This is a genomic window from Arthrobacter sp. P1_D12 (genome assembly GCF_056406175.1).
The window spans coordinates 220,641-245,196 of the sequence record NZ_JBFUAR010000009.1 but is presented as its reverse complement, the minus strand read 5'-3'; the positions used below and the strand labels follow the sequence as shown (position 1 = coordinate 245,196).

General features: G+C 64.7%; 25 protein-coding genes. 7 read left to right on the top strand and 18 right to left on the bottom strand.

Features of this window, described 5'->3' with window-relative positions:
• Positions 1 to 2: 2 nt before the first annotated feature.
• From AC1DZV_RS09205 to AC1DZV_RS09155, 11 genes are all read right to left on the bottom strand, one after another.
• Complete coding sequence (locus AC1DZV_RS09205) at positions 3 to 1,070, bottom strand: LacI family DNA-binding transcriptional regulator (protein ID WP_476953508.1); 1,068 nt, start codon at positions 1,068 to 1,070, stop codon at positions 3 to 5.
• A gap of 108 nt (positions 1,071 to 1,178) precedes the next feature.
• Entirely contained in the window at positions 1,179 to 1,433 is a 255-nt protein-coding gene (locus tag AC1DZV_RS09200; RefSeq protein ID WP_079552393.1) for a hypothetical protein, read from the bottom strand.
• A gap of 10 nt (positions 1,434 to 1,443) precedes the next feature.
• Entirely contained in the window at positions 1,444 to 2,343 is a 900-nt protein-coding gene (locus AC1DZV_RS09195) for a carbohydrate ABC transporter permease (RefSeq protein ID WP_476859442.1), read from the bottom strand.
• Entirely contained in the window at positions 2,340 to 3,377 is a 1,038-nt protein-coding gene (locus AC1DZV_RS09190; RefSeq protein ID WP_364746992.1) for a carbohydrate ABC transporter permease, read from the bottom strand. The genes AC1DZV_RS09195 and AC1DZV_RS09190 overlap by 4 nt, the downstream gene beginning before the upstream one ends.
• A gap of 7 nt (positions 3,378 to 3,384) precedes the next feature.
• Entirely contained in the window at positions 3,385 to 4,668 is a 1,284-nt protein-coding gene (locus AC1DZV_RS09185) for an ABC transporter substrate-binding protein (protein ID WP_028277787.1), read from the bottom strand.
• Positions 4,669 to 4,864: 196 nt separating this feature from the next.
• Positions 4,865 to 5,476, bottom strand: coding sequence for a hypothetical protein (locus AC1DZV_RS09180; RefSeq protein WP_459383680.1), 612 nt, complete (start codon positions 5,474 to 5,476; stop codon positions 4,865 to 4,867).
• Positions 5,473 to 6,132, bottom strand: a complete 660-nt coding sequence (locus AC1DZV_RS09175; RefSeq protein WP_476950753.1) for a hypothetical protein — start codon at positions 6,130 to 6,132, stop codon at positions 5,473 to 5,475. Before AC1DZV_RS09175 ends, AC1DZV_RS09180 begins: the two co-directional genes overlap by 4 nt.
• Positions 6,129 to 6,512 (bottom strand): hypothetical protein, encoded by a 384-nt coding sequence (locus AC1DZV_RS09170; protein ID WP_476942641.1) that lies wholly within the window; start codon positions 6,510 to 6,512, stop codon positions 6,129 to 6,131. The genes AC1DZV_RS09175 and AC1DZV_RS09170 overlap by 4 nt, the downstream gene beginning before the upstream one ends.
• Positions 6,509 to 6,700: a hypothetical protein gene (locus AC1DZV_RS09165; RefSeq protein WP_243181369.1), complete on the bottom strand. Its 192-nt coding sequence runs from the start codon at positions 6,698 to 6,700 to the stop codon at positions 6,509 to 6,511. Before AC1DZV_RS09165 ends, AC1DZV_RS09170 begins: the two co-directional genes overlap by 4 nt.
• On the bottom strand, positions 6,697 to 7,206 hold the full coding sequence (locus AC1DZV_RS09160) for an Asp23/Gls24 family envelope stress response protein (protein ID WP_476953507.1): 510 nt from the start codon (positions 7,204 to 7,206) through the stop codon (positions 6,697 to 6,699). Before AC1DZV_RS09160 ends, AC1DZV_RS09165 begins: the two co-directional genes overlap by 4 nt.
• 195 nt (positions 7,207 to 7,401) lie before the next feature.
• Positions 7,402 to 7,875, bottom strand: a complete 474-nt coding sequence (locus AC1DZV_RS09155) for a hypothetical protein (RefSeq protein ID WP_243181367.1) — start codon at positions 7,873 to 7,875, stop codon at positions 7,402 to 7,404.
• 234 nt (positions 7,876 to 8,109) lie between these two features.
• Between AC1DZV_RS09155 and AC1DZV_RS09150 the strand changes: the two genes are divergently transcribed.
• On the top strand, positions 8,110 to 8,457 hold the full coding sequence (locus AC1DZV_RS09150) for a hypothetical protein (protein ID WP_476953506.1): 348 nt from the start codon (positions 8,110 to 8,112) through the stop codon (positions 8,455 to 8,457).
• 366 nt (positions 8,458 to 8,823) lie between these two features.
• Here AC1DZV_RS09150 and AC1DZV_RS09145 read toward each other — a convergent pair whose 3' ends face one another.
• From AC1DZV_RS09145 to AC1DZV_RS09115, 7 genes are read right to left on the bottom strand one after another with little or no spacing between them, the layout of a single operon-like run.
• On the bottom strand, positions 8,824 to 9,447 hold the full coding sequence (locus tag AC1DZV_RS09145) for a short chain dehydrogenase (RefSeq protein ID WP_476950751.1): 624 nt from the start codon (positions 9,445 to 9,447) through the stop codon (positions 8,824 to 8,826).
• Between the two features lie 51 nt (positions 9,448 to 9,498).
• A complete protein-coding gene (locus AC1DZV_RS09140) occupies positions 9,499 to 10,752 on the bottom strand; it encodes an NAD(P)/FAD-dependent oxidoreductase (protein ID WP_476953505.1) in 1,254 nt (417 codons plus the stop codon).
• Positions 10,753 to 10,755: 3 nt separating this feature from the next.
• Positions 10,756 to 11,412, bottom strand: a complete 657-nt coding sequence (locus AC1DZV_RS09135) for an amino acid ABC transporter permease (RefSeq protein WP_476953504.1) — start codon at positions 11,410 to 11,412, stop codon at positions 10,756 to 10,758.
• Positions 11,409 to 12,041: an amino acid ABC transporter permease gene (locus AC1DZV_RS09130; protein WP_476950768.1), complete on the bottom strand. Its 633-nt coding sequence runs from the start codon at positions 12,039 to 12,041 to the stop codon at positions 11,409 to 11,411. The genes AC1DZV_RS09135 and AC1DZV_RS09130 overlap by 4 nt, the downstream gene beginning before the upstream one ends.
• 9 nt (positions 12,042 to 12,050) lie before the next feature.
• Complete coding sequence (locus AC1DZV_RS09125; RefSeq protein WP_476950767.1) at positions 12,051 to 12,824, bottom strand: amino acid ABC transporter ATP-binding protein; 774 nt, start codon at positions 12,822 to 12,824, stop codon at positions 12,051 to 12,053.
• Between the two features lie 35 nt (positions 12,825 to 12,859).
• Positions 12,860 to 13,894, bottom strand: coding sequence for an ornithine cyclodeaminase family protein (locus tag AC1DZV_RS09120; protein WP_476950748.1), 1,035 nt, complete (start codon positions 13,892 to 13,894; stop codon positions 12,860 to 12,862).
• Positions 13,895 to 13,945: 51 nt separating this feature from the next.
• A complete protein-coding gene (locus tag AC1DZV_RS09115; protein WP_476950747.1) occupies positions 13,946 to 14,791 on the bottom strand; it encodes a substrate-binding periplasmic protein in 846 nt (281 codons plus the stop codon).
• 251 nt (positions 14,792 to 15,042) lie between these two features.
• Here AC1DZV_RS09115 and AC1DZV_RS09110 point away from each other — a divergent pair, with 251 nt between their 5' ends.
• The 6 genes from AC1DZV_RS09110 to AC1DZV_RS09085 all read left to right on the top strand — a co-directional run bounded on the left by AC1DZV_RS09110 (position 15,043) and on the right by AC1DZV_RS09085 (position 24,463).
• Positions 15,043 to 15,708, top strand: coding sequence for a GntR family transcriptional regulator (locus AC1DZV_RS09110; protein WP_476950746.1), 666 nt, complete (start codon positions 15,043 to 15,045; stop codon positions 15,706 to 15,708).
• Positions 15,709 to 16,071: 363 nt separating this feature from the next.
• The gene (locus AC1DZV_RS09105; protein ID WP_476953503.1) at positions 16,072 to 17,262 is read left to right on the top strand and encodes an NAD(P)/FAD-dependent oxidoreductase; all 1,191 of its coding nucleotides are present in this window, start codon (positions 16,072 to 16,074) and stop codon (positions 17,260 to 17,262) included.
• Between the two features lie 60 nt (positions 17,263 to 17,322).
• On the top strand, positions 17,323 to 18,723 hold the full coding sequence (hglS, locus tag AC1DZV_RS09100) for a 2-oxoadipate dioxygenase/decarboxylase (RefSeq protein ID WP_476953502.1): 1,401 nt from the start codon (positions 17,323 to 17,325) through the stop codon (positions 18,721 to 18,723).
• Positions 18,724 to 18,759: 36 nt separating this feature from the next.
• On the top strand, positions 18,760 to 20,289 hold the full coding sequence (gene amaB / locus AC1DZV_RS09095; protein ID WP_243178663.1) for an L-piperidine-6-carboxylate dehydrogenase: 1,530 nt from the start codon (positions 18,760 to 18,762) through the stop codon (positions 20,287 to 20,289).
• Positions 20,290 to 20,392: 103 nt separating this feature from the next.
• A complete protein-coding gene (locus AC1DZV_RS09090) occupies positions 20,393 to 21,532 on the top strand; it encodes a Glu/Leu/Phe/Val family dehydrogenase (RefSeq protein ID WP_476953501.1) in 1,140 nt (379 codons plus the stop codon).
• Positions 21,533 to 21,574: 42 nt separating this feature from the next.
• The gene (locus AC1DZV_RS09085; protein ID WP_476953500.1) at positions 21,575 to 24,463 is read left to right on the top strand and encodes an FAD-binding and (Fe-S)-binding domain-containing protein; all 2,889 of its coding nucleotides are present in this window, start codon (positions 21,575 to 21,577) and stop codon (positions 24,461 to 24,463) included.
• Positions 24,464 to 24,556: the final 93 nt, after the last annotated feature.

Here is a 24,556-nt window from a genome sequence, read left to right as displayed (position 1 = left end):
CGCTAGCTGAGCCGCGCGGACTGGCGCAGCGGCGGCGCCGTAGTCGTCCGGATAATCAGCCGGTGCGGTGCCACAGCCGACTGCACGGAGCCGGAAATGCCGTCGAGTTCGTCCAGCAGCATTTTGGTGCCGAGTTCGGCCTGCTGGTCCGGGCGCTGCCCGACTGTGGTCAGGCCCATGGCCTCGGCGAAGTCGTGGTCGTCGATGCCGATGACCGAGAGGTCCCCCGGGACGCGCACACCGGCTTTGTTGGCCTCGAAGATGACGCCCATGGCCATCTCGTCGGAGGCGCAGAAGATTGCTGTGGGCTTGGGACCGTCGGCGGCCCAGAGGCGGCGGAATGCCTCCTGGCCGCTGCGCACGGTGAAGTCCCCCCAGAGGTCCCATTCGGCCCGGACGGGCAGCCGCGCCTCGCTCATGATGTCGTGGAAGGCCTGGATCCGGACCCTGGGGACGTCGAAGTTGAGGTCGGTTTCGTCGTCGCCGTGCAGGAGCGCGATGTCCGTGTGGCCCAGCCCGATCAGGTGGCGCACTGCGGTGGCGGCCGCGGCGTAGTCGTCGATGCCGATGTAGGGGCACTCCTCGACGTGGCCTCCCACCACCACCAGCGGGATGTCGATTTTCTGGAGATGCTCGATTTCCTCATGGGTGAGCGCCATGCAGAGGACCAGCAGGGCGTCGATCTGCTTGTAGACCATGGTCTTGCTGAAGAGCCGCTCACGGTGGCTGCCGTGGCCGCCGAGGTTGAAGAGGGAAAGGTTGTACTGCCGGGAGTGCAGTTCCCGGTCGGCGCCCTCGATGGCCTTGGAGAAAAACCAGCGGCTGACGAACGGGGCCAGCACGCCGATGGTTTTGGTCCGGCCCGTCGCCAAGCCGGACGCCGAGGACGACGCGACGTAGCCCAAGGATTCGGCGATGCCGAGGATCTTCTCTCGGGTTGCCGGGGAAACACGGGGCAGTCCCCGGACGGCCCGGGATACGGTGGCCGTTGACACGCCCGCAGCGGCGGCGACATCCTCAATGCTGACGCCCGAGTGGCCGCCGCGCTGCGCCCGTTCCGTCCGTGCCACCTGTGCCCCCTAGTTAACGGTCCGTGGAAGCCTGGCGGCTGCCCGCAGACGTGTTGCGCCCGCCTCCCCCCGGCGGCTGAATAATCCTGCCCGGCGGCTGTCCCCCTGCTATGAGTGCCGGCTGGCCGTCCGGCGCGGCAGGCGCCGGCGCAGCCGGATCATCCCGTAGAGGGCCAGCAGCATGGCGAGCAGGCCCAGGGCCCAGAAGAGGGCCGGCTGGGCGGTCACTTCCATCCAGACGGTGACCACCAGCAGCACCACCGCCCAGAACCCGAGGAAGCCGATGATGATGTCGAAGTCCTCGCCGGAGCGCACCTTTCGACGCGTCGCCGGCACATGGCCCTGGTTCTGCTCGTCAGTCATCACGCCTCAGTCACTTGACCGCGCCGGCGGTGAGGCCCGCGACAATCTTGCGCTGGAACACCAGCACCAGGATGACCAAGGGAATGGTCACGATGGTTCCCGCAGCCATGATCGCGGTGTACGGGATCTGGTTCGGCTGCGCACCGGCGAAGCTTGCAATGGCCACTGTGACCGGCTGCGTTGCGTCGGACGAGAGCTGGCTGGCGATCAGGAATTCATTCCACGAGGAGATGAAGGCCAGGATGGCGGTCGTGAAGATGGCCGGTGCGGCCAGCGGCATGATGACCTTCCGGAACGCCTGTCCCTGCGTGCAGCCGTCCACCCGGGCCGATTCCTCGAGCTCCCACGGCATCTCCCGGAAGAAGGATGTCATGGTGTAGACCGTCAGCGGCAGCACGAACGAGATGTTCGGGATGATCAGGGCCTGGTAGGTGCCCATCCAGCCGATGTTCGTGAAGAGCTGGAACAGCGGGGTGATGAGGGCGACGCCGGGGAACATGGAAGCGCCCAGGATGAAGCCCAGCACAAGGTACTTGAACTTGAAGTTCAAGCGGGCCAGTGCGTAGGCGGCAAACACGCCGATCACCAGGGACACCAGGGTGACGACGGTGCCGATGAACAAGCTGTTCAGCAGTGCCTGGCCGAAGTGGTTGCCGAAGGAGGTGTCGAACGCCGTCCTGAAGTTGTCCAGCGTGATGTGGGTCGGCAGGATCGAGGTGTCGTAGGTGTAGCCGACGTCGCGGAACGCCGTCACCACCATCCAGTAGGCCGGGGCCAGGCACCAGAAGAGGATCACGACCGCACTGATGTAGGTCCGGCTCTGGGCCCACTTCTCGCGGTTCTGCGCGGCCTTCCGCCCCCGGTCCTGCTCTGCGCGCAGCTCGGTTGCGGCGCTCGTCGCGGCGGTCATTTCTTCCCCTTACCTGCGCCGGTCTGCTGCTCCACGACGTTCGCTCCGAGGAAGCGCACGAAGATGAAAGCCACCAGAAAGATGATGATGAACGTGATGGTGGACAAAGCCGCCGCCGCGTTGAAGCCCTGCCTGATCTGGTTGATCACCAGGATGGACAGCGTGGTGGTGTTGTTCGCTCCGCCGGTGAGGATGTACGGGAGGTCGAACATGCGCAGCGCGTCCAGGGTGCGGAACAGGATGGCCACCATGAGCGCCGGTTTCACCAGCGGCAGGGTGATCATCCGGAACCGTTGCCAGGCTGAGGCGCCGTCGACCTTGGCCGCCTCGTACACTTCCGCGGGAATCATCTGCAGGCCGGCCAGAATCAGCAGCGCCATGAACGGCGTGGTCTTCCAGACGTCCGCGATGATCACGGCCCACCTGGCCGGCCATTCGCTGCCGGTCCACAGGACGGTGGTGTTGAAGAGTTTGTTGCCGATGCCCTCGAAGGCGAAGATGAACAGCCACAGCTTGGCCGTCACGGCGGTGGGGATGGCCCACGGCACCAGGACGGCTGCACGGACCAGGCTGCGGCCCTTGAAGGCACGGGCCATGATGACGGCCATCCAGAAGCCGAGCACTGTCTCCAGTGCCACCGTGACGATGGTGAAGAAGAACGTGGTGCCGGTGGCGGACCAGAACTGCGCGCCCAGGGTTCCCGGCGGGCAGTCCACGGTTCCGCCGTCCGGAGCCGGGCACTGCTGGAAGATCCAGTTGTAGTAGTTGGAGAAGCCGGCCGGCCCGCCCTCAACGAAGAGACCCGTAGCGGGGTCCAGACCGGCATCTTTTTGGAATGACATCACAATGGCGGTGATGATCGGATACACGATCACTACCGACAATGCGAGGATGGTCGGCGCCAGCAGCCAAGCTGCCCAGCGCCCCTGCGTCGCGATGCGGTTGTCCTCCCCAACACCCTTGGGTGCGTGGTGGATCGGTGCCCCGCCCGACGCCGGTGCCTTGACCGACGTCGGGCCTACTTCGGTTGCCATGATGGACCTACTGTCCCGCGCTAGCGGACTCGATGGACTTCTGCATGTCGGACAGGGCCGCGTCTACAGTCTTCTCGCCCTTGATGGCCGAGTACGCGTTTTCCTGGATGGCCTTGGTGACGGCCGGGTAGAACGGGGTGACCGGGCGGGGCACGGCGTTCTCGATCGAGGTCTTCAGGACCGGCAGGTACGGCAGCTTGGCGACGAGCTCCTTGTCGTCGTAGAGCTTGCCGAGCACCGGTGCGAGCGAACCCTGTGTGGCGAAGAACTTCTGCGTCTCTTCCGTGGTGAGGAACTTCAGGAAGTCCACTGCGGTGGCCTTGTTCTTGGAGTAGACGCTGATCGCGGCGCTGTGGCCGCCGAGGGACGAGGCGCCCGGACCGGTCTTGCCGGGGAGTGCGGTCATGCCCAGGACGTCTTTGACCTTGGAGGAGCCTTCGGTGGTGGCCAGGTTGTAGACGTAGGGCCAGTTGCGCAGGAACAGCAGCTTGCCGTCCTGGAATGCCTGGCGGCTTTCCTCTTCCTGGAAGGTGATGGCTTCCTTCGGGATCGAGCCGTCTGCGTAGGCCTTGGTCAGGTTGGCCATGCCGGCCTTTGCCTCCGCGGTGAGCAGGTTGGGCTTGCCGTTCTCGTCCAGCACGGCTCCGCCGGCGGAGTTGATTGCCTCGGAGGCGTTGACGGTCAGTCCCTCATACTTCTTGAACTGGCCGGAGTAGCAGCCGATGTTGTTGGTCTTGGCGATGGAGCACATGCTCATCATCTCGTCCCAGGTCTTCGGGGGCGTGGGGACCAGGTCTTTGCGGTAGTACAGGATGCCGCCGTCGGATGATTCCGGTGCCGCGTAGAGGGTGCCCTTGTAGGAAGCGGCATCAACGGTCGGCTTCAGCATGGCCGAAGTGTCCAGCGCCATCTTGTCCTTGAGCGGCTGCAGCCAGCCCTTGGCGGCGAATTCGGCGGTCCAGACGACGTCAACACTCGCGACGTCGTAGCCGGGGTCCTTGGCCTGGAAGTGCTGGACGAGGTCGTCGTGCTGCTGGTCGGCCTGGTCGGTCTGCTCCTTGAAGGTGACCTTTTCGTTCGGGTGGGCGGCGTTCCACTTGTCGATCAGCGGGCGGACCACGTTGCTGTTGTCTTTGCCCTGAACGTAAGTGATGGGGCCGCGCCCGTCCAGGCCCTGCGAGGCGGCGTCGCTGCCGCTGGTAGTGCCGCCCCCTCCGCCGCCACACGCCGAAAGGGTAATAGCCAAAATGCCTGCCGTTGCGACGGGAAGTAGGAAATTGCGGGTTTTCATACTGGAGTGCTCCTCGCTGAGTACCGGTGAAAAACGGCCGTACTGATCGTGTGCCGACCATCACAGTAATCAACAGGTACCCCGAATGCAAGCGTTTACATGAAAGCTTTATGCAAAGGAGATCCCGTGGCCCGTCGGCCGGCCGGCCGGCCCGCGGCGCGCCTGCCGGGAAGGCTGCCTCAGCCTCACGGGCGGCTCAGCGGACCCGCTCGGAACGGCCGAACCGCGACCGCGCGCCGGATCCGATGTGGATCAGCACCGGCGTGCGTTTGCCGATTACCGCGTCGAGCGCCTCTACCAGGGCGGAAACTTCGGCGGCGAGCCGGTGCGGGGCAACACCCTGGCGCGGTTCCACCCGGATCTTGAGGGCCGGCTCCCCGCTGATTTTGTAGGCGGCTACCGTAACGCCGGCCAGGTCGGGCCGGTCCGCGAGCGCTGCGCGGAGCGTCTGCTCCGCCACGCCGCCGCTGATTCCGACGTTGCCGGGCACTTCACCCGGGTCCTCCTCTGCCACGAGCAGGCTGGTCCGGCCCGTACCCTGTTGGGCAATCCAGGCGATCATCAGGCCCATCACCACCAGCAGCGCCAGGCAGATGACAAGCCACAGCCAGCTCCCCTGGCGGCGGGGGAATTGCGTCCGTTCGAACAAATCGAGCCAGAAGCTCAGGACACCGCCGGCCCACTCATGCCACCACACGCCGACAGCCGGGACGCTCGCAAGCAGTATCAGGAGGACGCCGATGGCGAGGAGGAGGATGCCAAGGATGCCGATCAGTACGCGGTTCAGCGCCCGGGGGGTGTTGTTCATGCCCCCACCACCCCGGCTGTGGATACCTGGATCCGCACTTCCGGCATCGGCCAGGGGCCCATTTCCTCCACTTCCCGGCGCACAGCCTCCAGGACGGCGTCCGGGCGCAGCGGCACACCGGAGGTCGGCCGGACGTTGACCGTGATCCGGTTCCGCGACACGACCACCATCACCTGTTCCTTGGCCACGTTGGCGGCCAGCCGGGCCCGGCGCGCCAGGGCAGCGGCGATCACCTCATCGTCCACCACGACGGCGGCCCGGCGGTCCGGGAGCAGGTGGCGTGCCCGCCGGCCGGGCAGCACGGCATTGAGGAAGAAGAACAATCCGGCCATCGCGATCACAGCGCCCGTGACGCCGAGCAGAAGCGGCGGGATTCCCGCCGGGAGCGCTACTACCCGCTCGGCCGCGGTCTGCGGATCCACGAGCCACGGCGGCTGCCCGATGGCACGGACCCCCGTCTCAAGCAGCGCATAGCCGAACACGGCCATGACCAGGCCGGCCGCGATCACGGACACAACAGCGCGCGATGTGTGCGTCTCCCGTTTCACTATCCGGCCCATGCCCGCGGCGCCGGAACCCAGCGGCGCGCTCCCCGGCACCGCATCGGTGTCGTGCCCGGCGGAGTCGATTCCGGCGTTCTGGGTGTCCTGGCTCAATGTACCCGGCCTCCCCCGCGCACGGCGGCCCCGCTGATGCGGATGTCCACCCGGCTCAGCTGCGCTCCGGTCAGTTCCGTCACGCGGCGCAGGATCTGGGCCTTGGCGGCGACGGCACGCTCCCAGATGGAACCACCGAATCCGGCGACGCGGCCGGGGTCCCGGACCACAGCGGTGAGGTTCGGGACCGCGACGGGCATGACAAGCGACAGCGCGAGCAGCCCGTCATCGTCCGACCAGTCGGCGCGGACGTCGTGCGCCGGGACACCGAGGGCCTCCCCCGCGGCCGCCCGGGCCACGCTCGTCAGGGCCTGGGTGCTAATGCGGTTGTGCCCGGCCATCGCGGTGCCGGGGATCGGCGCTTCAGCCGTGATGCTCATGAGGAGGAACGCCGGCCTGTGAGGGCGTCAAACACGCTGCGCAGGTCCAGCTTCCCCTCTGCGGCCCGGCCCAGGAGGGCGCCGATGGCCATGAAGAACAGGGCGCCGAGGAAGCCCCAGGCACCGAACTGGAAGGACATGAAGGCCACGAAGGCGCCCATGGCGATTCCCACTACCGTCAGACTCATTGGATTGCCTCCCTGACTGGCCGGGCCTCGGCGGACGCGGCCGGTTTGGCCGGGCCGGGCACATAAACGTCGTTGATCTCGATATTGACCTCGATCACTTCGAGACCCACCAGTTCCCCGACGGCGGCGTAGACGACGGCGCGGACCTGGTCCGCTAGGGCCTGCAGGGGGGTGCCATACACCGCAACAAGATCGATGTCGACGGCGGCCTGCGTTTCGCCGACTTCCACGCGGACGCCCGCTGCGTGATCGGCGTTGCCGACGGCGTCGCGGATGGCCCCGAGGGCGCGTGAGGGTCCTGAGCCCAACGAATAGACGCCGGGCACCGATCGGGCGGCGATGCCCGCGACCTTGGCGACGGCGGTTTCCGCTATGACCGTGCGGCCGGTGCCGGCCGGCGCGGACAGACCGTCCGCAGGACTGACCAGGGCGTCGGGACCGGGCTGACCTGCTGCGAGGCCGGCAACGTGTTGACCGGCGACGGGTTGAGAATTCTGGTATTCCATAACGCACTCCCCCTTCTCTTTGACACAACCCTAGTCCCTGCCTTGGGGCCCGTGGGGGAATCTTGCGGCGCCCGTTCCCACAGTCCACGCAGGTGGGGGCGGGAACGGGCGGCCCGCGTTGGGGACAAGGCCGGCCGTTGTCGGCTGCGGGATGTCAGCCTGGGGCCGACTCGGGCGTTGGCCTGTCCGAACCCCCTACTTGCAGTTGGTGGCGATCCAGGTCGTGACCGGCGCCATGGCGGCCTGGAGCTTTCCGCTGGAGAAGACCGTCTGGTCGGTGACGCCGGCAACGGCCACCTCCTTGAGGTTGGCGAAGTCGGCCTTGAGGCTGTCCGGGACGCGTTCGGCCGTCTCGGCCAGCTCCGTTTTGAACTGTTCCAGTTCCGCCGTCTTGCCTTGGGCGGCCGACAGCGGAAGGAGCGTGGCGCCGGTTGCCTGCTCCGAGATCTTGGAGCAAGCCTCGGCGGCGCTGGTGAAGCCGCCGAACGGTCCCGAGGTTCCGCTGGGGCTCGGCGTGGCGGACGCCGAAGCAGTGGACTCGCCCCCGGCGGACGTGCCCGCGGCGGACGAAGGCGCGCTGCCGGCCTGCGGGGCCGAGCACCCGGTTAGCGCCAGGGCTGCGAGGAGGGCGGTTGCGGCGAGAGGACGGGCAATATTCTTCGAAGTCACGTTGCAGAATCACTTTTCGGTTGAGATTGCGCCGCCCGCCCGGACCGGGCTGCCGGCGGCTTTGGTGTTCTTTCCCCAGCGTGCGAGTCTAGCCCGGCCGGCTGGACGGCCCCCAAACGGTCGCCGCCGCCCGCCCGTCGGCCCGCCCTCGGATGCACGCCGTCGCCCGCCCGTCGGCCTGCGCGGGATTAAGCGTCCTCTGCCCCGAACGGCTCCATCCTAGGGCCGGCGTGCATGGTCTCGCTCAACGACGAGACCGCATGGAACATCGTGCGACAGGGTAACGGAGAACCTGTATTAGCCGTGTCGAGTGACGAGAACACCGCGAGTTCTGTCGGCAAGGCCTTCGGCGCGAGCAATGGCGACCGCTGCGTTCAGCCTTTCATGCAGCTGACTTTGGTCGTTGACGCGGAAATCAGCAACGACCTGATCTGTGTCCAACTTGTTGACTCCCATCGGGATGGTTTCCTGAGCTGTTCCGCGGGCGAGGACGAGACAAGTTCAGTCAAGACTCATATCTCCCGCCTCACCCGCGGCCTTCGCCTGGTCGCTGGATTCGGGACCGCTAGTCGATGCTCGTGATCATTACGTGCTTGACCTGCGAGTATTCGTCGATGGAATGCGAGGACAGTTCCTTGCCGTAACCCGATTCGCCGAATGGCATTGTTACGCACGCCGCTGCCAACGACATCGTGGCACGGCGGTCGATTGGGGCGGCGCACCAGAGCGGACTCACCCGGAATCAGCGCTACGCGCAGAGGCGAGGACGTATCAGCATCTTCTAGTTCAAATCAGCGTCTTCACATTCGGCATCGCGCCGGTCACCCGCTGCTCAGGCACGTCCATCCCGGACGAACACTCCTGCAGACAGGGGACAGGAAACCTAAGACCCCGAATTACGGAACATAACCGAAGCCTCTTGACGAAAACCATAGAGGCACGTCCTGGCTAGGACCAGGTTTTGATAGTCTGCCCAGTTTCGGCACCGTAGACGCTGCGCACATAGGCGGCCGCCGCCACTGCGCCCGGTACGGCAGGGAAGCCGGGAAACACCGTTGAATATGCGTCAGCGGACTCTTCGAGCACCGTGGCGCTGACGGTATTTAATCGCATGTGCGGCAGCTCCGCGGCAGCACTCTTGACGAAGGCGTCAAGGCCGATATTGGCGATGGCGCTGGGTGAGCCCCCTGGGAAGGCATAATTTCCCACGATCCCGCTTGTCAAGGTGATGGAACCGCCCGGCCGGACATGGCCGCGGGCCGCCAGGGTGATGCGAACCTGGCACAGCAGTTTGCCATTAACGGTCGACGCGTACGTTTCCAAGGTTGCATCCGTTGCCGACGCCCACTTGGCTCCCCCAATCGTGCTGACCACCGCATCCACCGTCCCTACCCTGTCAAAGAGTGCTTCGACGCTGGCATCGTCCCGGCAATCTACGGGATGTTCGGTCGATGACCGTGACGCGCGGATGATTTCCAGCCGCCCTTCACCAACCTTTTCGTGGTGTGCGGACAACGCCCGGACCACGTTTTGCCCCACCGTTCCAGTGGCGCCGATGACGAGAATTCGCATGAATGTGCCCTTCATTGTTGATAATTCGCAACTGGAACCCGGTTGACGGTCCTATCTGCGCAACGGGTTGAACGCCGCTATCTGCTCCGGCATGGCACCGGTCACGATTTGCTCGGCTAGTAACCTGCCCGTTGCCGGTCCTAAAACCATCCCCCACATGCCGTGTCCCCCCGCTGCGTAGATTCTGTTCGAGGCCAGGCGGCCAACGATGGGCAGCCCGTCTGGCGTGATCGGGCGGGAGCCGACCCACGCGTCGCGTCGTGATGACCAATCGATGCCCTGCAGCAGTGGACGAATGGCTCTTGCGACGGACTCAAGCCTGGAAGAATCCAGAGGCTCGTCGGGATCAAGGAACTCCATTGTTCCCGCGATCCGAAGTGCCCCCTGGTACGGCGTGCAGACTACTCGTTGTTCGGGAAAGTACAGGGGCCCGCTCGGCAGGCAATCGCCGTCGACAGTGAACGAGTATCCTCGGCCCGCCTGGACGCCAATTTTCAAGCCCCACTTATTGGCCAGCTTAGGCAGCCAGGCGCCGGTGGCAAGGACGAGGACTTCGGCTGTGAGAAGGCTTCCGTCGTCAGTCGTCACGGCTGCCGACGAAGGCCCAGCGTCAACAGAACAGACGTTTGTGCCGTCCATGATCTGACCGCCGCACGCTTCGAAGGCCCGGGCAAGGTCACAGACAAAGTCACCCGGATCCAGATAGCTCTGTCCGGATATTTCCAGGCCGTGCACCACGGCGTCGGAGAGCACTGCCGGACGGTTCCCGTCGGCCAGTGTGCTGACACCGATGCTCTGGCCCATGGCATGGAGGTGTTCGAGCTCCGTCCGGAACGCTGCGGCGGCCTCGGCGCTGCTGAAGCCTGCAACGTAGGGGGCCGCAACCACCGGAGAAGCAATGCCACGCGCCTTCAGCTGGGCGAAGGACTCGTCCACGGTCCTCGTGATGGGCTGGAGCGCTGACATGGTTTGCTGCCACTTCCGGGCATTCATGTTGGCGGCGAAACGCAGGAGGAACTTCCACAGCTGCGGGTCGAACCGCAGCGGCACGTGCAGCGGGGCGTCGGGGTCGGTCAGACTTTGCAGTGCGTACTTCCAGGCGCCCGGCTCCGCCAGGGGCATGACCAGGCCCGGGGTCACCCAGCCGGCGTTGCCCCAACTGGCACCGGCAGCCGGCCCGACCCTGTCAACGACAGTGACCGACAACCCCTGCTGCTGCAGGTGCCAGGCCGTCGACAAGCCGACGATGCCGGCACCGACGACTATGGCTGATTGCGGGGTTTTCATCTGATTGGTCGCTGACATCGGCTAAAGGTGCCGGCTCAGCACGCGTTCCGCATAGACGGACAGCCACGTTGCGGGAATCGAGATGGCCGCATAGAGCAGGCCGGCGATGATGAAGACCGGCAGATACTGGAACGTTGATGAGCCGATCGAGTACGCCTGGCTCATGAGTTCCGGCACGGCTACTGAGTACGCCAGGGACGTCGCCTGAAACAGCAGTACTGCAAAGCCCATCAGCGAAGGAAGGGCGATGCGCAGTCCCTGCGGGATGACCACGAACCGCAGGCAGTCGCGGTAGCTCATGCCCAGCGCATGGGACCCCTCGACTTCACCCGGTGGCACCGACTGGATGCCGCCACGGATCAGCTCGGCACTGTATGCGGCCGTTGTCCATGTCAGAGCCAAAGACGCCGAGGCCAGGGAGCTAAGGGTGATGTCGGCATTCGGAAGGCCGTAGTACATGAGTTGCAGGAGCACCAGGGCAGGGGCGCCGCGGCCCACTTCAACTAAGAACACCGAAACATAGCGGAAGGGCTTGTTTCCGGCTGTGACACCGAACGCGAACAAGAGTCCGATGGGCAAGCCAAACGCCAGGCTGAGGAGGGTCAGGGAAAGGCTGACTTGAAGGCCATCAAAAAGTGTTGGCGCATATTGGATCGCAACATCGACTAGGTTGTTCATCGGGCCACCGCCTTTCGCATCTTGACGTCAAGATGCCTCGAGAGCAGTCCCAGCGGAACGCTCAAAAGAATGTAGACGCCCGCAGCCACGAAGAACACCATGATGCCCTCGCCGGACTGCCGGGCGTATTGGCTGGACATGAAAACTATCTCAGCCACGCCGATGGAGGAAGCGATGGAGGAATCCTTGAGCAGCCCGATGGCGAAGGTAGTGTAGGCCGGGACGACGGCCCGTGCCGTTTGCGGACCGATGATTCGGCTCCAGACCGTGGCGCGGTGGAAACCGAGCGCCGAGCTGGCCTCCCACTGGCCCTTGGGAATTGAAGAAATGGCGCCGCGGAAGATCTCGGCCAGATATGCCGCAGCCACCACGCCAAGGCCCAGGACGCCGGCCTGCAATGCCGTGAGCCGAATGGCGCCGATGGAGACTCCGTAGTACAGGATAAAGAGCCACACCACGGGCGGGACTCCTCGGAGCAGGTCAACCAGCGCGCGCGACAGTAGCCATAGGATCCGATTTTTGCTCCGCAGTCCGGCGACGATGGGCAGCGCCACCACGGTGCCGATCATGAGAGCCAGAATGGTCACGAGGACTGTGAGCGGCAAGCCAATGGCGATGGCCCTGAGCATTTCCACGGCTCAGCGCTCCAGCACGGCGCGAAGAAATCGGCGCGTGCGGTCGTGCTGCGGATCCTGCAGGATTTGCCCGGGCTCGCCCTTTTCGATGATTCCGCCGTCGGCCATCACCACGAGTTCATCGGCAACGTTTCCCGCGAACGCCATCTCGTGCGTCACCACCACCATCGTCATGCCTGTCGACGCGAGCTCTTTCATGACCTCGAGGACTTCTACCCCGACTTCGGGATCAAGTGCGGATGTTGGCTCATCGAACAGCATCACCCGGGGGCCGAGAGCCAGGGCCCGGGCAATGGCGATGCGCTGCTGCTGGCCGCCGGAGCATCTAGACGGATATTGGTCGGCCTTCTCTGCCAGCCCCATGCGTTTGAGAAGCTCCATTGATTTCTCGTTGGCCTCGTCGCGGGTGCACCCAAGAACACGTTCCTGGGGCAAACTGACGTTCCGAAGAACCGTCATGTGCGGGAAGAGGTTGAAATGCTGGAACACCATGCCGGCGCTTCGGCGAAGGGCTGCGAGATTCTTGGGGTTGGGCTTCCTGCCGGCCACGATGAGATGACCGTCGATCTCGATTTCGCCGCCGTCCGGTTGCTCCAGCAGATTCATGCATCGAAGGACGGTGCTCTTCCCCGCCCCGCTGGGCCCGATCATTGCAGTGACGGACCCCTCCTGCACTGACAGGGAAACGTCTCGGAGCACCACGTGCGGGCCGTAGGCCTTGGCCAGATTCCTCACCTGGACAACAGGCTTTCCGGTCCGGAGATTAGGCTCAATCATCAGTTGTTCCATTTCTAATAGTCGTGCTGGTTCCATCAATGCCGTGCCCCGGTCCCATCCAGCTGACCCGTCGGCATCTCCAGTCCGCCGGACCGGTGCGAGCCGGCACCGGACATGCAGGCCTCGTAGACGGCCGCGGCGACCGCAAGGTCCTCCCACGGCATGCCGGTGGTCTTGAATACTGCCGGACGGTCCGCGGCCACCTCCCGGCGTTTCAAAACCAGGTCCGCCAGGGTGATCAGTTGTGCGGGCCCGGCAATGGCACCCGATTCCATGGCCTGGATGACATCGCCTGCCTCACGTACGGCCGAGTCCAGCGATTCAACGCAAACCGTGGCCCTGGCGAGAAGAGCGTCATCGAGCTCGCGGTGCTCCCTGTCATGCGAGCCGATGGCCACCACCACGGCGGACGCCTTCACCAGGCCCCCGTCAAATAGGGCATCCGGTGATGCCGTCGCGCAAATGACGAGATCGGCATCCCGCACCGCGCCAGGGCCGACCACCGCGGCCGCCAGGCCGATTCCTTCGGCGTTTTTCACAAGCCGCTCCGCAGCTTCCGCATTGCGGCCCACGATTTCCACGCAGCTCAGTTCAAAGAGCGCGGCAAAGGCCATGATGTGCGCCCACGCCTGCACTCCTGCACCGAACACGACGAGGCGCTTGGGGCCGGGCGAGGCCAGCAGCATCGCCCCCATCGCGGATACCGACGACGTCCGCAGCTCGGTCAAGGCCACTCCGTCGAGCACAGCCAATGGCCGCTGGTCGTGGCCGCCGAACAGTGCATAGAGTCCCTGGATGACCGGGGACGCCGAAGCGGCGTTACGCGCCGTGATGGTCAGGAGTTTCGTTCCTACGTACTGGCCGTTAGTCGCCGGCATCTGCATGAACGTCCCGCCGTCCGTTTCCACCCGGGTCCTTGGCGCACTCAGTTCGGGATCGAGCCCCGAAGCCAGGACCGATTCCATGGCGGCAACCGCCTCGCGCGCCGTCAGTGCCGACGCTATGGTGGCGCCGTCGAGGAAGACGGGTACCGACGGTTGAGGCCCCGAACGGCTGGTCGTTGGATCCATGGAATTGGTTTCCTTTGCTCGCGATGCCGGAACGATCTACGGGAGGCGTCCCTACTTCACCAAACGGGGTTCACCGGTTTCGACAGCCGACTGGGGCAAACCGTACGACTTCACGACCTCCGCGATCTTGCCGCTGGACTTCATGGCCGCGATGGAGGAATCCATGGCCTTGGTCATGTCGACGTTGTCCTTCCCGATCGGAAATCCGATTTGGGCAGGTTCTTTGGAGGCAACGACGCGGGGATCGGCGCTGGCGCCCGCCACCTTGTACTTGGCGTCGCTCTTGTACATCTGGACTGCGGAACCAAACCCGTCGATCCCGGCCTGGATGCGTCCGGACTTGAGGTCGGCCTGCATCTCCACGGCGCTGGGGTAGATGGTCAGGTTTGCACCCATGACCTTTTTCATGTCCGGCACCCACAGGTAGCCGTCGACGGTGCCCACCTTCATGCTCTCGAGGTCCTTGATGTCCTTGACCCCGGACTCGGAAATGATCCCCATCTCGTCGGTGTAGATCGGATCAGAAAGACTGACGATCTCGGCCCGGACGGCGGTGCGGTAGTAGCAGCCGATCGCCACGTCGGCGCGCCCGCTCTGGACGGCCGGGATGGTTCCTGCGTACGACGTCGACTCGACCTTGATGTCCAGGCAGTTCTTGGCGGCGAACTCTTTGATGATGTCGGCGTCGACGCCGGTGAGCTTGCCGTCCTTGTTAGAGGAAAACGGGGCGAACTCCGGCGCGGCAACGGTCAGGAACCCGGCGGAAATAGTCTTGAACGTCGATTCCGGCTGGCAACCCTTGGCAACGGCGCTTTCCGCTGAACCGGCGCAGCCAGACAGCGAAAGCGCAAGCAGTGCAATTGAAGTGCCGCCCACCAGGATTTTGCGAGTGTTCATAATGATCTCCTTTGATCAGAGCTGAAGTTGGTCCCTGCCAACGATTCGATGTCATCGCCAACTACCCGCTTGGTGATGTATGACACACTATCGATTGTCGATTACCAATCTCCATGCATTACGCATGGATGTCAAGCACTAAAATCGCCGCGGAATATGTGGAAACAAGACGGAATTCATCACGACCCTTCCCGGTGGCGCGCACGTTGTGACTTAGTGTTAGCCGTGAGGACCACCGCCTGAGGAGCGAAATGCAGGAACAACGAATAGCCGTTGCGGGGATATCTGAGCTGGGCGAAAGCCGGGTCACCCTCAAAGACGAGGCCACCTCCATAGTTCGGCACGCCCTCATGTCCGGTGACATGCAGCCCGGCAAAATCTATTCGGCCAACGCCCTGGCCACGCAGCTGGGCGTCTCGAACAGCCCGGTCCGCGAGGCGATGATGGCACTGAGCGAAAAGGGGCTCCTTGAAGTGGTGCGGAACCGGGGGTTCCGAGTCGTGGAGATGACCGCAAAGGACCAAAAAGAGGTCTATGACCTCCGTCTGCTGATCGAGGTGACCGCAGTAGGCCGCGTTGCCGAACAAGGCGTCTTTCCCGCCGACGCCGAGCGGCTCGCCGAACTGGCAGAAGCCGCGCTGGCGACAGCCAAGCCCGACAGCATGGTCGACTACCTCGAGCACGATCAGCAATTTCACCTGGCCATAGTTGAACTGCTGGGCAACACCCGAATGACGAAGATCATTGAAAACCTCCGGGACCAGAGCCGGATCAGCGGCTCCTACCACCTGGCTGAACGCGGGCTGCTTGCCACCAGCGCCGCCGAACACGGACCCATCCTGGCCGCCCTCATTGCCGGGGACCGGAAGCTCGCCGAGTCCCTCATGGTCGAACACCTCAGCTACTCGCTTCCCTAACCTCACTGCCCCAACCACCAGGACGTCCGGGCCGCTTCCCCGGTCCGCACGGGCACCTCCAACGCCGCCCCGGGCTGCAGCGCTGGCGGCAGTTCCGTCGCCACACCATCGAACACCCCTCCCGGCGTCGGAAATGCCCCGCAGGACCCGCACGGCCGCAACCCCCTGCAGCGCCCGGCATCCCCAGTGCGACGCCCACCTTCGGCACCCGGGCGCTACTGAGCGCCAAATAATCTCGCGGAACATTTTGCTTGACGTAGATCACATCGGACCCCAAGATGGTTATATATAACCCGTTACCGATAGTTGATACCCTAAGCGAGCCAATGGGGTATGGCTTCCGCAACAGAGACAGGACGATCAATGTCAAATGTGGTGTCGCTCCAGCTTCCCCCAGGGACTCAACAGCCTTCACATGCGGCCGTCGTCATCATCGGCGGTGGCATCATGGGAACCAGCATCGCGTTCCATCTGGCCGAAGCCGGTGTGCGCAACATAGTCCTCGTTGATCGCTCCGATCTGGGCGAAGGATCATCCTCCAAGCCGCTCGGCGGCGTACGGGCGACCTTCTCGGATCCGGCAAACATAGTGCTGGGCCAGCGCAGCCTGCGGGCCTTCGAGGGCTTCGGACAGCGCTTCTCCACCGACATCGGATTGCGCAAGGTGGGATACCTGTTCCTGTGCCGGAGCGAATCCGAAATCCTGGACTGTGAGCGCAGCACCGTCATCCAAAACGGTCTCGGCAGCAACAGCCGGATGATTTCCCCCGCCGAGGCAGTCGAAATCAACCCTTTCCTTCGCCAGGAAGCCCTCATCGGCGCGTCGTTCTCGCCGGAGGACGGATTCGCGGAACCGGGGAAAGTGGTCCGGGCCTATGCCGACGCGGCCGCCGCGTTGGGCGTATGCATCCTTGAGCACACGGAAGTCATGGATGTGACCGCGTCAGGCGGAAGCATCAGTTCAGTGACCACCAATCGCGGCACCATCACCACCGATGCCGTCATCTGCTGTGCCGGCGCGTGGTCCCAACGTGTGGGCGACATGGTCAACGTCAACCTGCCGGTTGTCCCGGTGCGGCGGCAGATCGGCATGACCCGCCAGATGAGCTCGCCCATGCCCACCGTGCCGTTCACGCTGGACCTGTCGACCACGCTGTACTTCCACAACTATCGAAACGGCATGCTCCTGGGGATTTCCAACTCCAACCAGGAGCCTGGTTTCGCCCGTGACTTCACGCATGAATGGCTGCCGGAGTTCAACGCAGCCGCCCGCGTATGCGCCCCCGCGCTGGAGGCTCCGGAGCTGGAGTGCGGCTGGGCCGGACTGTATGAGAACACGCCGGACCACAACGCACTCATCGGTGCGTCCAGCTCCGTGGGTGGCTTCTACTACGCCACTGGATTCTCCGGCCACGGCTTCCTGCAGGGTCCCGCCGTCGGCGAGCTCGTCCGGGACGTCTACCTGGACCGGGAATCCTTCATGGACCCCGCCTCGTTCTCCGCCGATCGGTTCCGCACGGCCGATCAGCTCATTCAAGAAGTGCACATCATCTAGCGCCGGACGCCACCGCGCCCCATCCTCCGCAATAGCCATGATCTTGAAAGGAACCACACCATGACCGCCCTTGAAACCTGGGAACTTCGAGCCGAGTTCGCGCGGCGGCTCTCCGCGATGTACGGCAGGGAAGTCCCCGCCTACAACACGCTTGTGGAGGTTTCCACCGAGGTGAACGAAGCGTATGCCGCCAAGCACGGCGCCGACGCCGAAAGGCTGGGCAGCATTGCACGGGTGACGGCTGAGCGCCACGGCGCCATCCGCGTCGGCTCCCCGAAGGAAATGGCCCAGGTTGCCCGCGTCTTCGCCGCCTTCGGCATGTACCCGGTCGGTTTCTATGACCTTCGCGATGCTTCCTCAAGCTCCGTGCCCGTGGTCTCGACGGCCTTCCGCCCAATCGACGGCGCTGAACTGGCCAAGAATCCCTTCCGTGTCTTCACCTCCATGCTGGCGGCCGAGGATCCGCGGTTCTTTGACCGCGAACTCCGCGCCGAGCTGGCCGCATTCATCGGTGCCCGGCAGTTGTTCGGTGCGGAACTGCTAACCCTGGCGGACAAGGCAGCCGCGGGTGGCGGCCTCCACGAGGACGACGCCGCCCGGCTGCTGGAGCTGGCCACCGCGGCGTTTGAACTCTCCGGGGACCCCGTGGACTACGAGTGGTACAAAAAGCTTGAGGCAGTCTCCGCCGTCGCCTCCGACATCGGCGGCGTTTCCACAACGCACATAAACCACCTCACACCCCGGGTGCTGGACATCGATGATTTGTACAAGCGCATGCAGGCGCGCGGCATCACCATGATCGATGAGATCCAAGGACCGCCGCGCTGGGACGGGCCGGATCTGCTCCTGCGCCAGACGTCCTTCCGGGCGCTCGGTGAAAACCGCGTGTTCCGCTACGCCGACGGATCCACCAACAAGGGTGAACTGCGGGTGCGCTTCGGCGAAGTCGAAGCCCGCGGAATTGCCTTGACGGTGGCGGGCCGCGATCTCTACGACCGGATGGTCGCCGAGTCGGACGCACGGTTGGCCTCTGCCCCGGCGGGAACGACTCGCGTCGAGGTAGCCGCCGAGGTCTGGGCGGAGAACCTGCCCCGCACCGAGAAGGAGCTGGCCCTGCAGGGACTGGCCTTTTTCACCTACCGCCTCGATGAAGACGCCCTCGCCGGTGCATCCTTGGCCGGCACGGCTTCCCTGTCGGATCTTGTCGACGCGGGAATCGCCGTCCCGGAGCCCATTGTGTATGAGGACTTCCTCCCCCGCTCGGCCGCCGGGATCTTCCAATCAAACCTGACAGAGGAAGGTTCCAAGGACGAAGAACAGGTCGGAACCAGCTACGACATCCACCGGATGTCCGAGATTGTCGGCTTCGAGGTCCATGACCCGAACGATCTCTACCAGCTGCAGCAGGACGCATCGATCGCGGCCCTGGCCCACCGCCTCAACATCACACTCAGCCACTAATCAGCCCGCCAGACCAAACAACCTCAGGAGATCACGATGACCGAAACTCTGACCCAAACGTCCGAACTTGCAGCGATCGTCCGCGACGCACTGGAGGCCTGCGGCGTCAATGTTGACGCCCTCGGCGGCCCGCACGAGGCGCCCTCGCCGCTGACCGGCGAAGTCTTGATGACCCTGCCGGTCAACACGCCGGCGGACATCGACACGATGATCGGCCAGGCCCACGAGGCCTTCAAAACGTGGCGTGATGTGCCCGCGCCGCTCCGCGGCAACCTGGTCAAGCGCTGGGGCGAGCTGCTGACCGAACACAAGGAGGACCTGGCGCGGATCGTGACGGCCGAGGCCGGCAAGATCCAGTCCGAAGCTCTCGGTGAAGTCCAGGAAATGATCGATATCTGCGACTTTGCGGTCGGCCTGTCCCGCCAGCTCTATGGCAAGACCATGCCCTCGGAGCGGCCCGGACACCGCCTCATGGAAACCTGGCACCCCCTTGGCGTTGTCGGGGTCATCTCTGCCTTCAACTTCCCGGTCGCGGTCTACTCCTGGAATACGGCGCTGGCTCTTGTGTGCGGCGACACCATCGTGTGGAAACCCTCGGGGATGACCATGCTCAGTGCACTGGCCGCCGATGCCCTGCTGGGCCGCGCCGTCGCGGACGTTGGCGCTCCGACAGACCTGCACAAGCTGGTCCTGGCCGATCGTTCCGGCGGCCAGGTGATCGTTGATGATCCGCGCGTTGCCCTGCTCTCCGCCACCGGCTCGGTACGGATGGGCCAGGAAATCGCCCCCCGCGTGGCTCGCCGTTTCGGCCGCGCCCTGCTCGAACTCGGCGGAAACAACGCAGCAATCGTCGCGCCGTCGGCCGATCTCGATCTGGCCCTGCGCGGCATCGTCTTCGCCGCCGTCGGAACCGCCGGCCAGCGCTGCACGTCCATGCGCCGCCTGATCGTGCACGAATCGATCGTCGACGAACTGACCGACAAGCTCGTCAATGCCTACGCCACGCTGCGCATCGGGACCCCCTTGGATGAGGAGAACCTGATCGGGCCGCTGATCAACAAGTCCAGCTTCGATGGCATGCAGGACGCCATTAAGGCGGCACAGGAACAGGGCGGCACAGTCCGCTGCGGCGGTGGCCGCGTGAACGCCGACGACGAGCCCGGCGCCTACTACGTGGAACCTGCGATCGTCCGAATGCCGGCCCAGACCGCCGTCGTCAAGGACGAGACCTTTGCACCCCTGCTTTACGTCATGACATACACGGACTTCGACGACGCCATCGCCATCCAAAACGACGTTCCCCAGGGTCTGTCCTCGGCCGTGTTCACCAACGACCAGGCCGAGGCCGAACGCTTCATGTCGGCCAGCGGATCGGACTGCGGCATCGCCAACGTCAACATCGGCACCTCAGGAGCCGAAATCGGCGGCGCATTCGGCGGCGAGAAGGAAACCGGCGGCGGCCGCGAGTCGGGTTCCGACTCGTGGAAGGTCTACATGCGCCAGGCCACCAACACCGTCAACTACTCGGGACAGCTGCCGCTCGCCCAGGGCGTGAAGTTCCTCTAGGCACCCCGGCGGAGAAGGTGCCGGCCCGGTCCGGCCGGCACCGTCTCCGCCGTCAGTCCCCCGTCAGATCACTTAGCCGCCAGCACATAAGGAGTATCCAGCGATGACCAGTCTGTTCGACATGATGGATGAATGGGGCCCGGAAAAGATCGTCACGGTCAGCGACGCCAAAACGGGAATGAAGGGCGTTCTGGTCATCGACAACACCGCCCGCGGCATGGGCAAGGGCGGGACCCGGATGCAGCCCGGCGTGACAGTCGATGAGATTGCCCGCCTGGCCCGGGTCATGACCTGGAAGTGGGCCGGCGTCGACCTCTTCTTCGGCGGCGCCAAAGCCGGCATCCGCGCCGACCCCAACTCACCCCACAAGGAAGCAATCCTCCGCTCCTTTGTCCGGGCCCTGAGCAATGAAGTCCCGTCCGAGTATGTCTTTGGCCTGGACATGGGGCTGACGGAAAACGATGCGGCCATCATCATCGATGAATTGGGCGACCGGGGCGCAGCGGTGGGAACTCCCTACGATCTCGGCGGCGTACCCTACGACCAGCTGGGCATCACCGGCTACGGCGTGGCTGAAGTCACGGATGAGGCCGCAGCAACCATCGGCCTCCAGGGCCAGCGCGTGGCCATCCAGGGTTTCGGCGCTGTCGGGCATGCCACGGCTGCCCAGCTTCATGAGCTCGGCTATAGCGTCGTGTCGATTTCCACTGCTGAGGGCGCGCTTCACAATCCCGCAGGGCTGGACATCCCCAGGTTGCTGGCCATGCGGTCGCGGCTCGGCGACGGGTTAGTCAAAGAGTTTCCGGAACTGGCCATTCCGGCTGGCACCGAGTTGTTCGTCGACGCCGAAATCGCGATCCCTGCCGCCCTGCAGGATGTCATCCATGAGGGAAACGTGGGCGGCATCTCGGCCAAGCTCGTGGTGGAGGGCGCCAACCTTCCCACCAACGCCGCGGCACAGCAGGCGTTGCGCGCGGCATCCGTGACGGTAGTGCCCGACTTCGTCGCCAACGCCGGCGGCGTCGTCAGTGCGGCCTTTGCCATGGAGTCCCGGTATTCGCCGTTCCGTCCCGAGACCGAGCAGATCTTCACGACGGTCTCCCACAAGCTCCGCGCGAACACGGCCATCGTGCTGGCGGAGGCGGAAAAGCTGGATTCCACCACCCACCATGCCGCCCGTTCGCTGGCACAAAGCCGCGTGCGCCGGGCCATGGAGCTGCGCGGCAAGCCCCTGCAGTACTAGCCTCCCACCACACCGCCGCAGGGACAAGGACGAGCACCACGCATGAACATTGACCAGATTGTCGAAGAACTCACCGCAGCCGTTGCGGGCATCGTTGACAGCAGCACCCGTCGACGCGCGGAATATTCCACGGACGCCTCGAACTACCGGGTAGTGCCCCAGGTGGTAGTCATGCCCAAGAACGCGGACGACGTGGTCGAGGCGGTCAGGATTGCCCGCCGGCACGGACTGGCTGTCACAGGCCGCGGTGCCGGCACGTCGTGCGCCGGCAACGCCGTGGGACCCGGATTGGTGCTGGACTTCAGCAGGTTCATGAACCAGATCATCAGCATCGATGCGGAGAACCGGACGGCGGTGGTCCAGCCCGGCGTCGTCCTCAGTGACCTGCAGCGGGCTGCCGGCGTCCACGGGCTTCGGTTCGGGCCTGATCCGTCCACGTCCACTCGGTGCACCATCGGAGGCATGATCGGCAACAACGCGTGCGGCCCCCATGGGCTCTCTTATGGGCGGACGGCGGATAACGTGCGCCGCCTTCGCTGGCTGACCGGCTCGGGACAAGTTGTGGAGCTGGGCTCGGGCAAGGAAGCCACGGCCCAAATCCCCGGACTCGATGAGTTCATCACCGCCAATCTGGACGTCCTTCGGCTGGAGTTCGGCCGGTTCGGCCGCCAAATCTCGGGCTATAGCCTTGAGCATCTCCTGCCCGAGAACGGCGGAAACCTGGCCGCTGCCCTGACTGGGACGGAAGGAACCTGCGGCATCATCCTGGAGGCCGAAGTCCGGCTGGTTCCGCAGGCGGCCGCCCCGGCGTTGGCCGTGTTGGGATATCCGGATATGCCGACTGCGGCCGACGCGGTTCCCGGCTTGCTTCCGCACCATCCGCTGGCCTTGGAGGGACTGGACGCGCAGCTGGTCAACGTGATCCGCAACGCCAAAGGCGAGCACGCCGTCCCCAGCATGCCGGCGGGGAACGGCTGGCTCATGGTGGAAGTGGGCGGAGCGACGTCGGATGATTCGGTAGCTGCCGCAGAGCGGATGGTCCTTGACGCGGGCGCGATCGACTCAATGATCCTTCCGGCCGGACCGGAGGCCAAACGGCTGTGGCAGATTCGGTCCGACGGCGCCGGTCTGGCCGGGAGAACCGCAGCCGGGAACCAGGCATGGCCGGGCTGGGAGGATTCGGCCGTCCCGCCCGAACATCTGGGCGACTACCTTCGTGATCTTGAACTGCTCATGGCCCGCGAGAACGTTTCGGGGTTGGCATATGGCCACTTTGGTGACGGCTGCGTCCACGTCAGGATCGACTTTCCGCTGGATCATGATGCCGCCGTGATGCGCCGCTTCCTGACGGCCGCGGCGGACCTAGTCGCCAAGTACGGCGGCTCGCTCTCGGGGGAACACGGCGATGGCCGGGCGCGCGGCGAGCTGCTGAAAACAATGTATTCGTCCCGGGCCCTGGCGGCGATGGCCGGGTTCAAGGCACTTTTCGACCTCCAGGACATCTTCAATCCGGGCGTCATCATCAAGCCTGATTCCTTCGACGCGCACCTGCGCCGCCCGCAAGCCGGCAACCTGCTGGCTTCAGATGGTTTCGCGTTTGCCCACGACGGCGGCAACATCACCAACGCGCTACACCGCTGCGTAGGCGTGGGAAAGTGCCGGGCCGATCTCCGAGAGGAGGGCGGGTTCATGTGCCCCTCGTACCTCGCCACCAAGGATGAAAAGGACGCGACCAGGGGCCGGGCGCGCGTCCTGCAGGAAATGCTCAACGGCGGCATCGTGGACATGTCCTGGAAGTCCCCGGAAGTCCATGAGGCCCTCGATCTTTGCCTGAGCTGCAAGGCCTGCGCCAGCGACTGCCCCACCGGCATCGACATGGCCATGTACAAGTCGGAGGCACTGCACCAGAGTTACAAGGGCCGCCTCCGTCCGCTCAGCCACTACACCCTCGGCCGGCTGCCCACCTGGCTGGGACTGATCGGACCCCTCGGCCCCCTGGTCAACAAGGTTGCCTCCATCGGGATCCTCCGCCGGACCATGCTCCGGTTTGCCGGCGCTGATCCCCGCCGGTCCCTGCCGACATTCCCCAAGACGCCGTTCCATTCCCTGGCGACGGCTCATCCCGCAACACTGAACACATCGCGGGTCCCGGCGGCCGTGGCGGCAGACGGACCTGCACCGCACACGGCAAACTCTTCCCACAAGGTGCTGCTCTGGGTGGATTCGTTCTCTGACGCGCTTAGCCCCAATGTCCCCCTTGCCGCGGTCAAGGTACTCCAGGCCGCGGGATGCGATATCAAAATTGCCGGCCCCGGAGCATGCTGCGGATTAACACTGATTTCCACAGGACAGCTAACCGCGGCCAAGGCCACCCTCAGGAAGACCCTTGACGTCTTGCACCCGCATGTAGTCGACGGCAGAACCATCATCGGGCTCGAACCGTCCTGCACGGCAGTGCTCCGCTCGGACCTGCTCGAATTGCTGCCCGACGACGAACGCGCCCGGCAGGTCTCCGCCCGGACACAGACGGTCTCGGAATTTCTGACGTCCATCAACTGGCAACCACCTACCAGCGAGGAACGGATTCTTGCGCAGCCTCACTGCCATCAAAACGCTGTCATGGGGTACGGCAAGGATCTGGAGCTGCTGAAGTCCATGGGCTGCGACGTGGACATCTCCAGTGGATGTTGCGGCCTCGCCGGCAACTTCGGCATGGAAAAGGGCCACTACGACGTCTCTGTGGCGATTGCCGAACAGGGCATTCTGGGCAAGATCGCGAACGCCCCGGATCGGGCCATCCTGGCCGACGGGTTCTCCTGCCGCACCCAAGTGGCCGATCTGGCCCGCCGCGACTCCCGCCACATCTCGAAAGGTGCACGACTGTCCGGCTGCGCCTGCCCACGGTCAGGGCGGTCTTGGACGAAGCCCTGACCGTCGCCGGGAAGGAACAACTCTACTACCAAGGCACCCACGCTCAAGATCCAGTCTGACGCCGTATTGAATGCGTTCATGGCATGGCGCAGG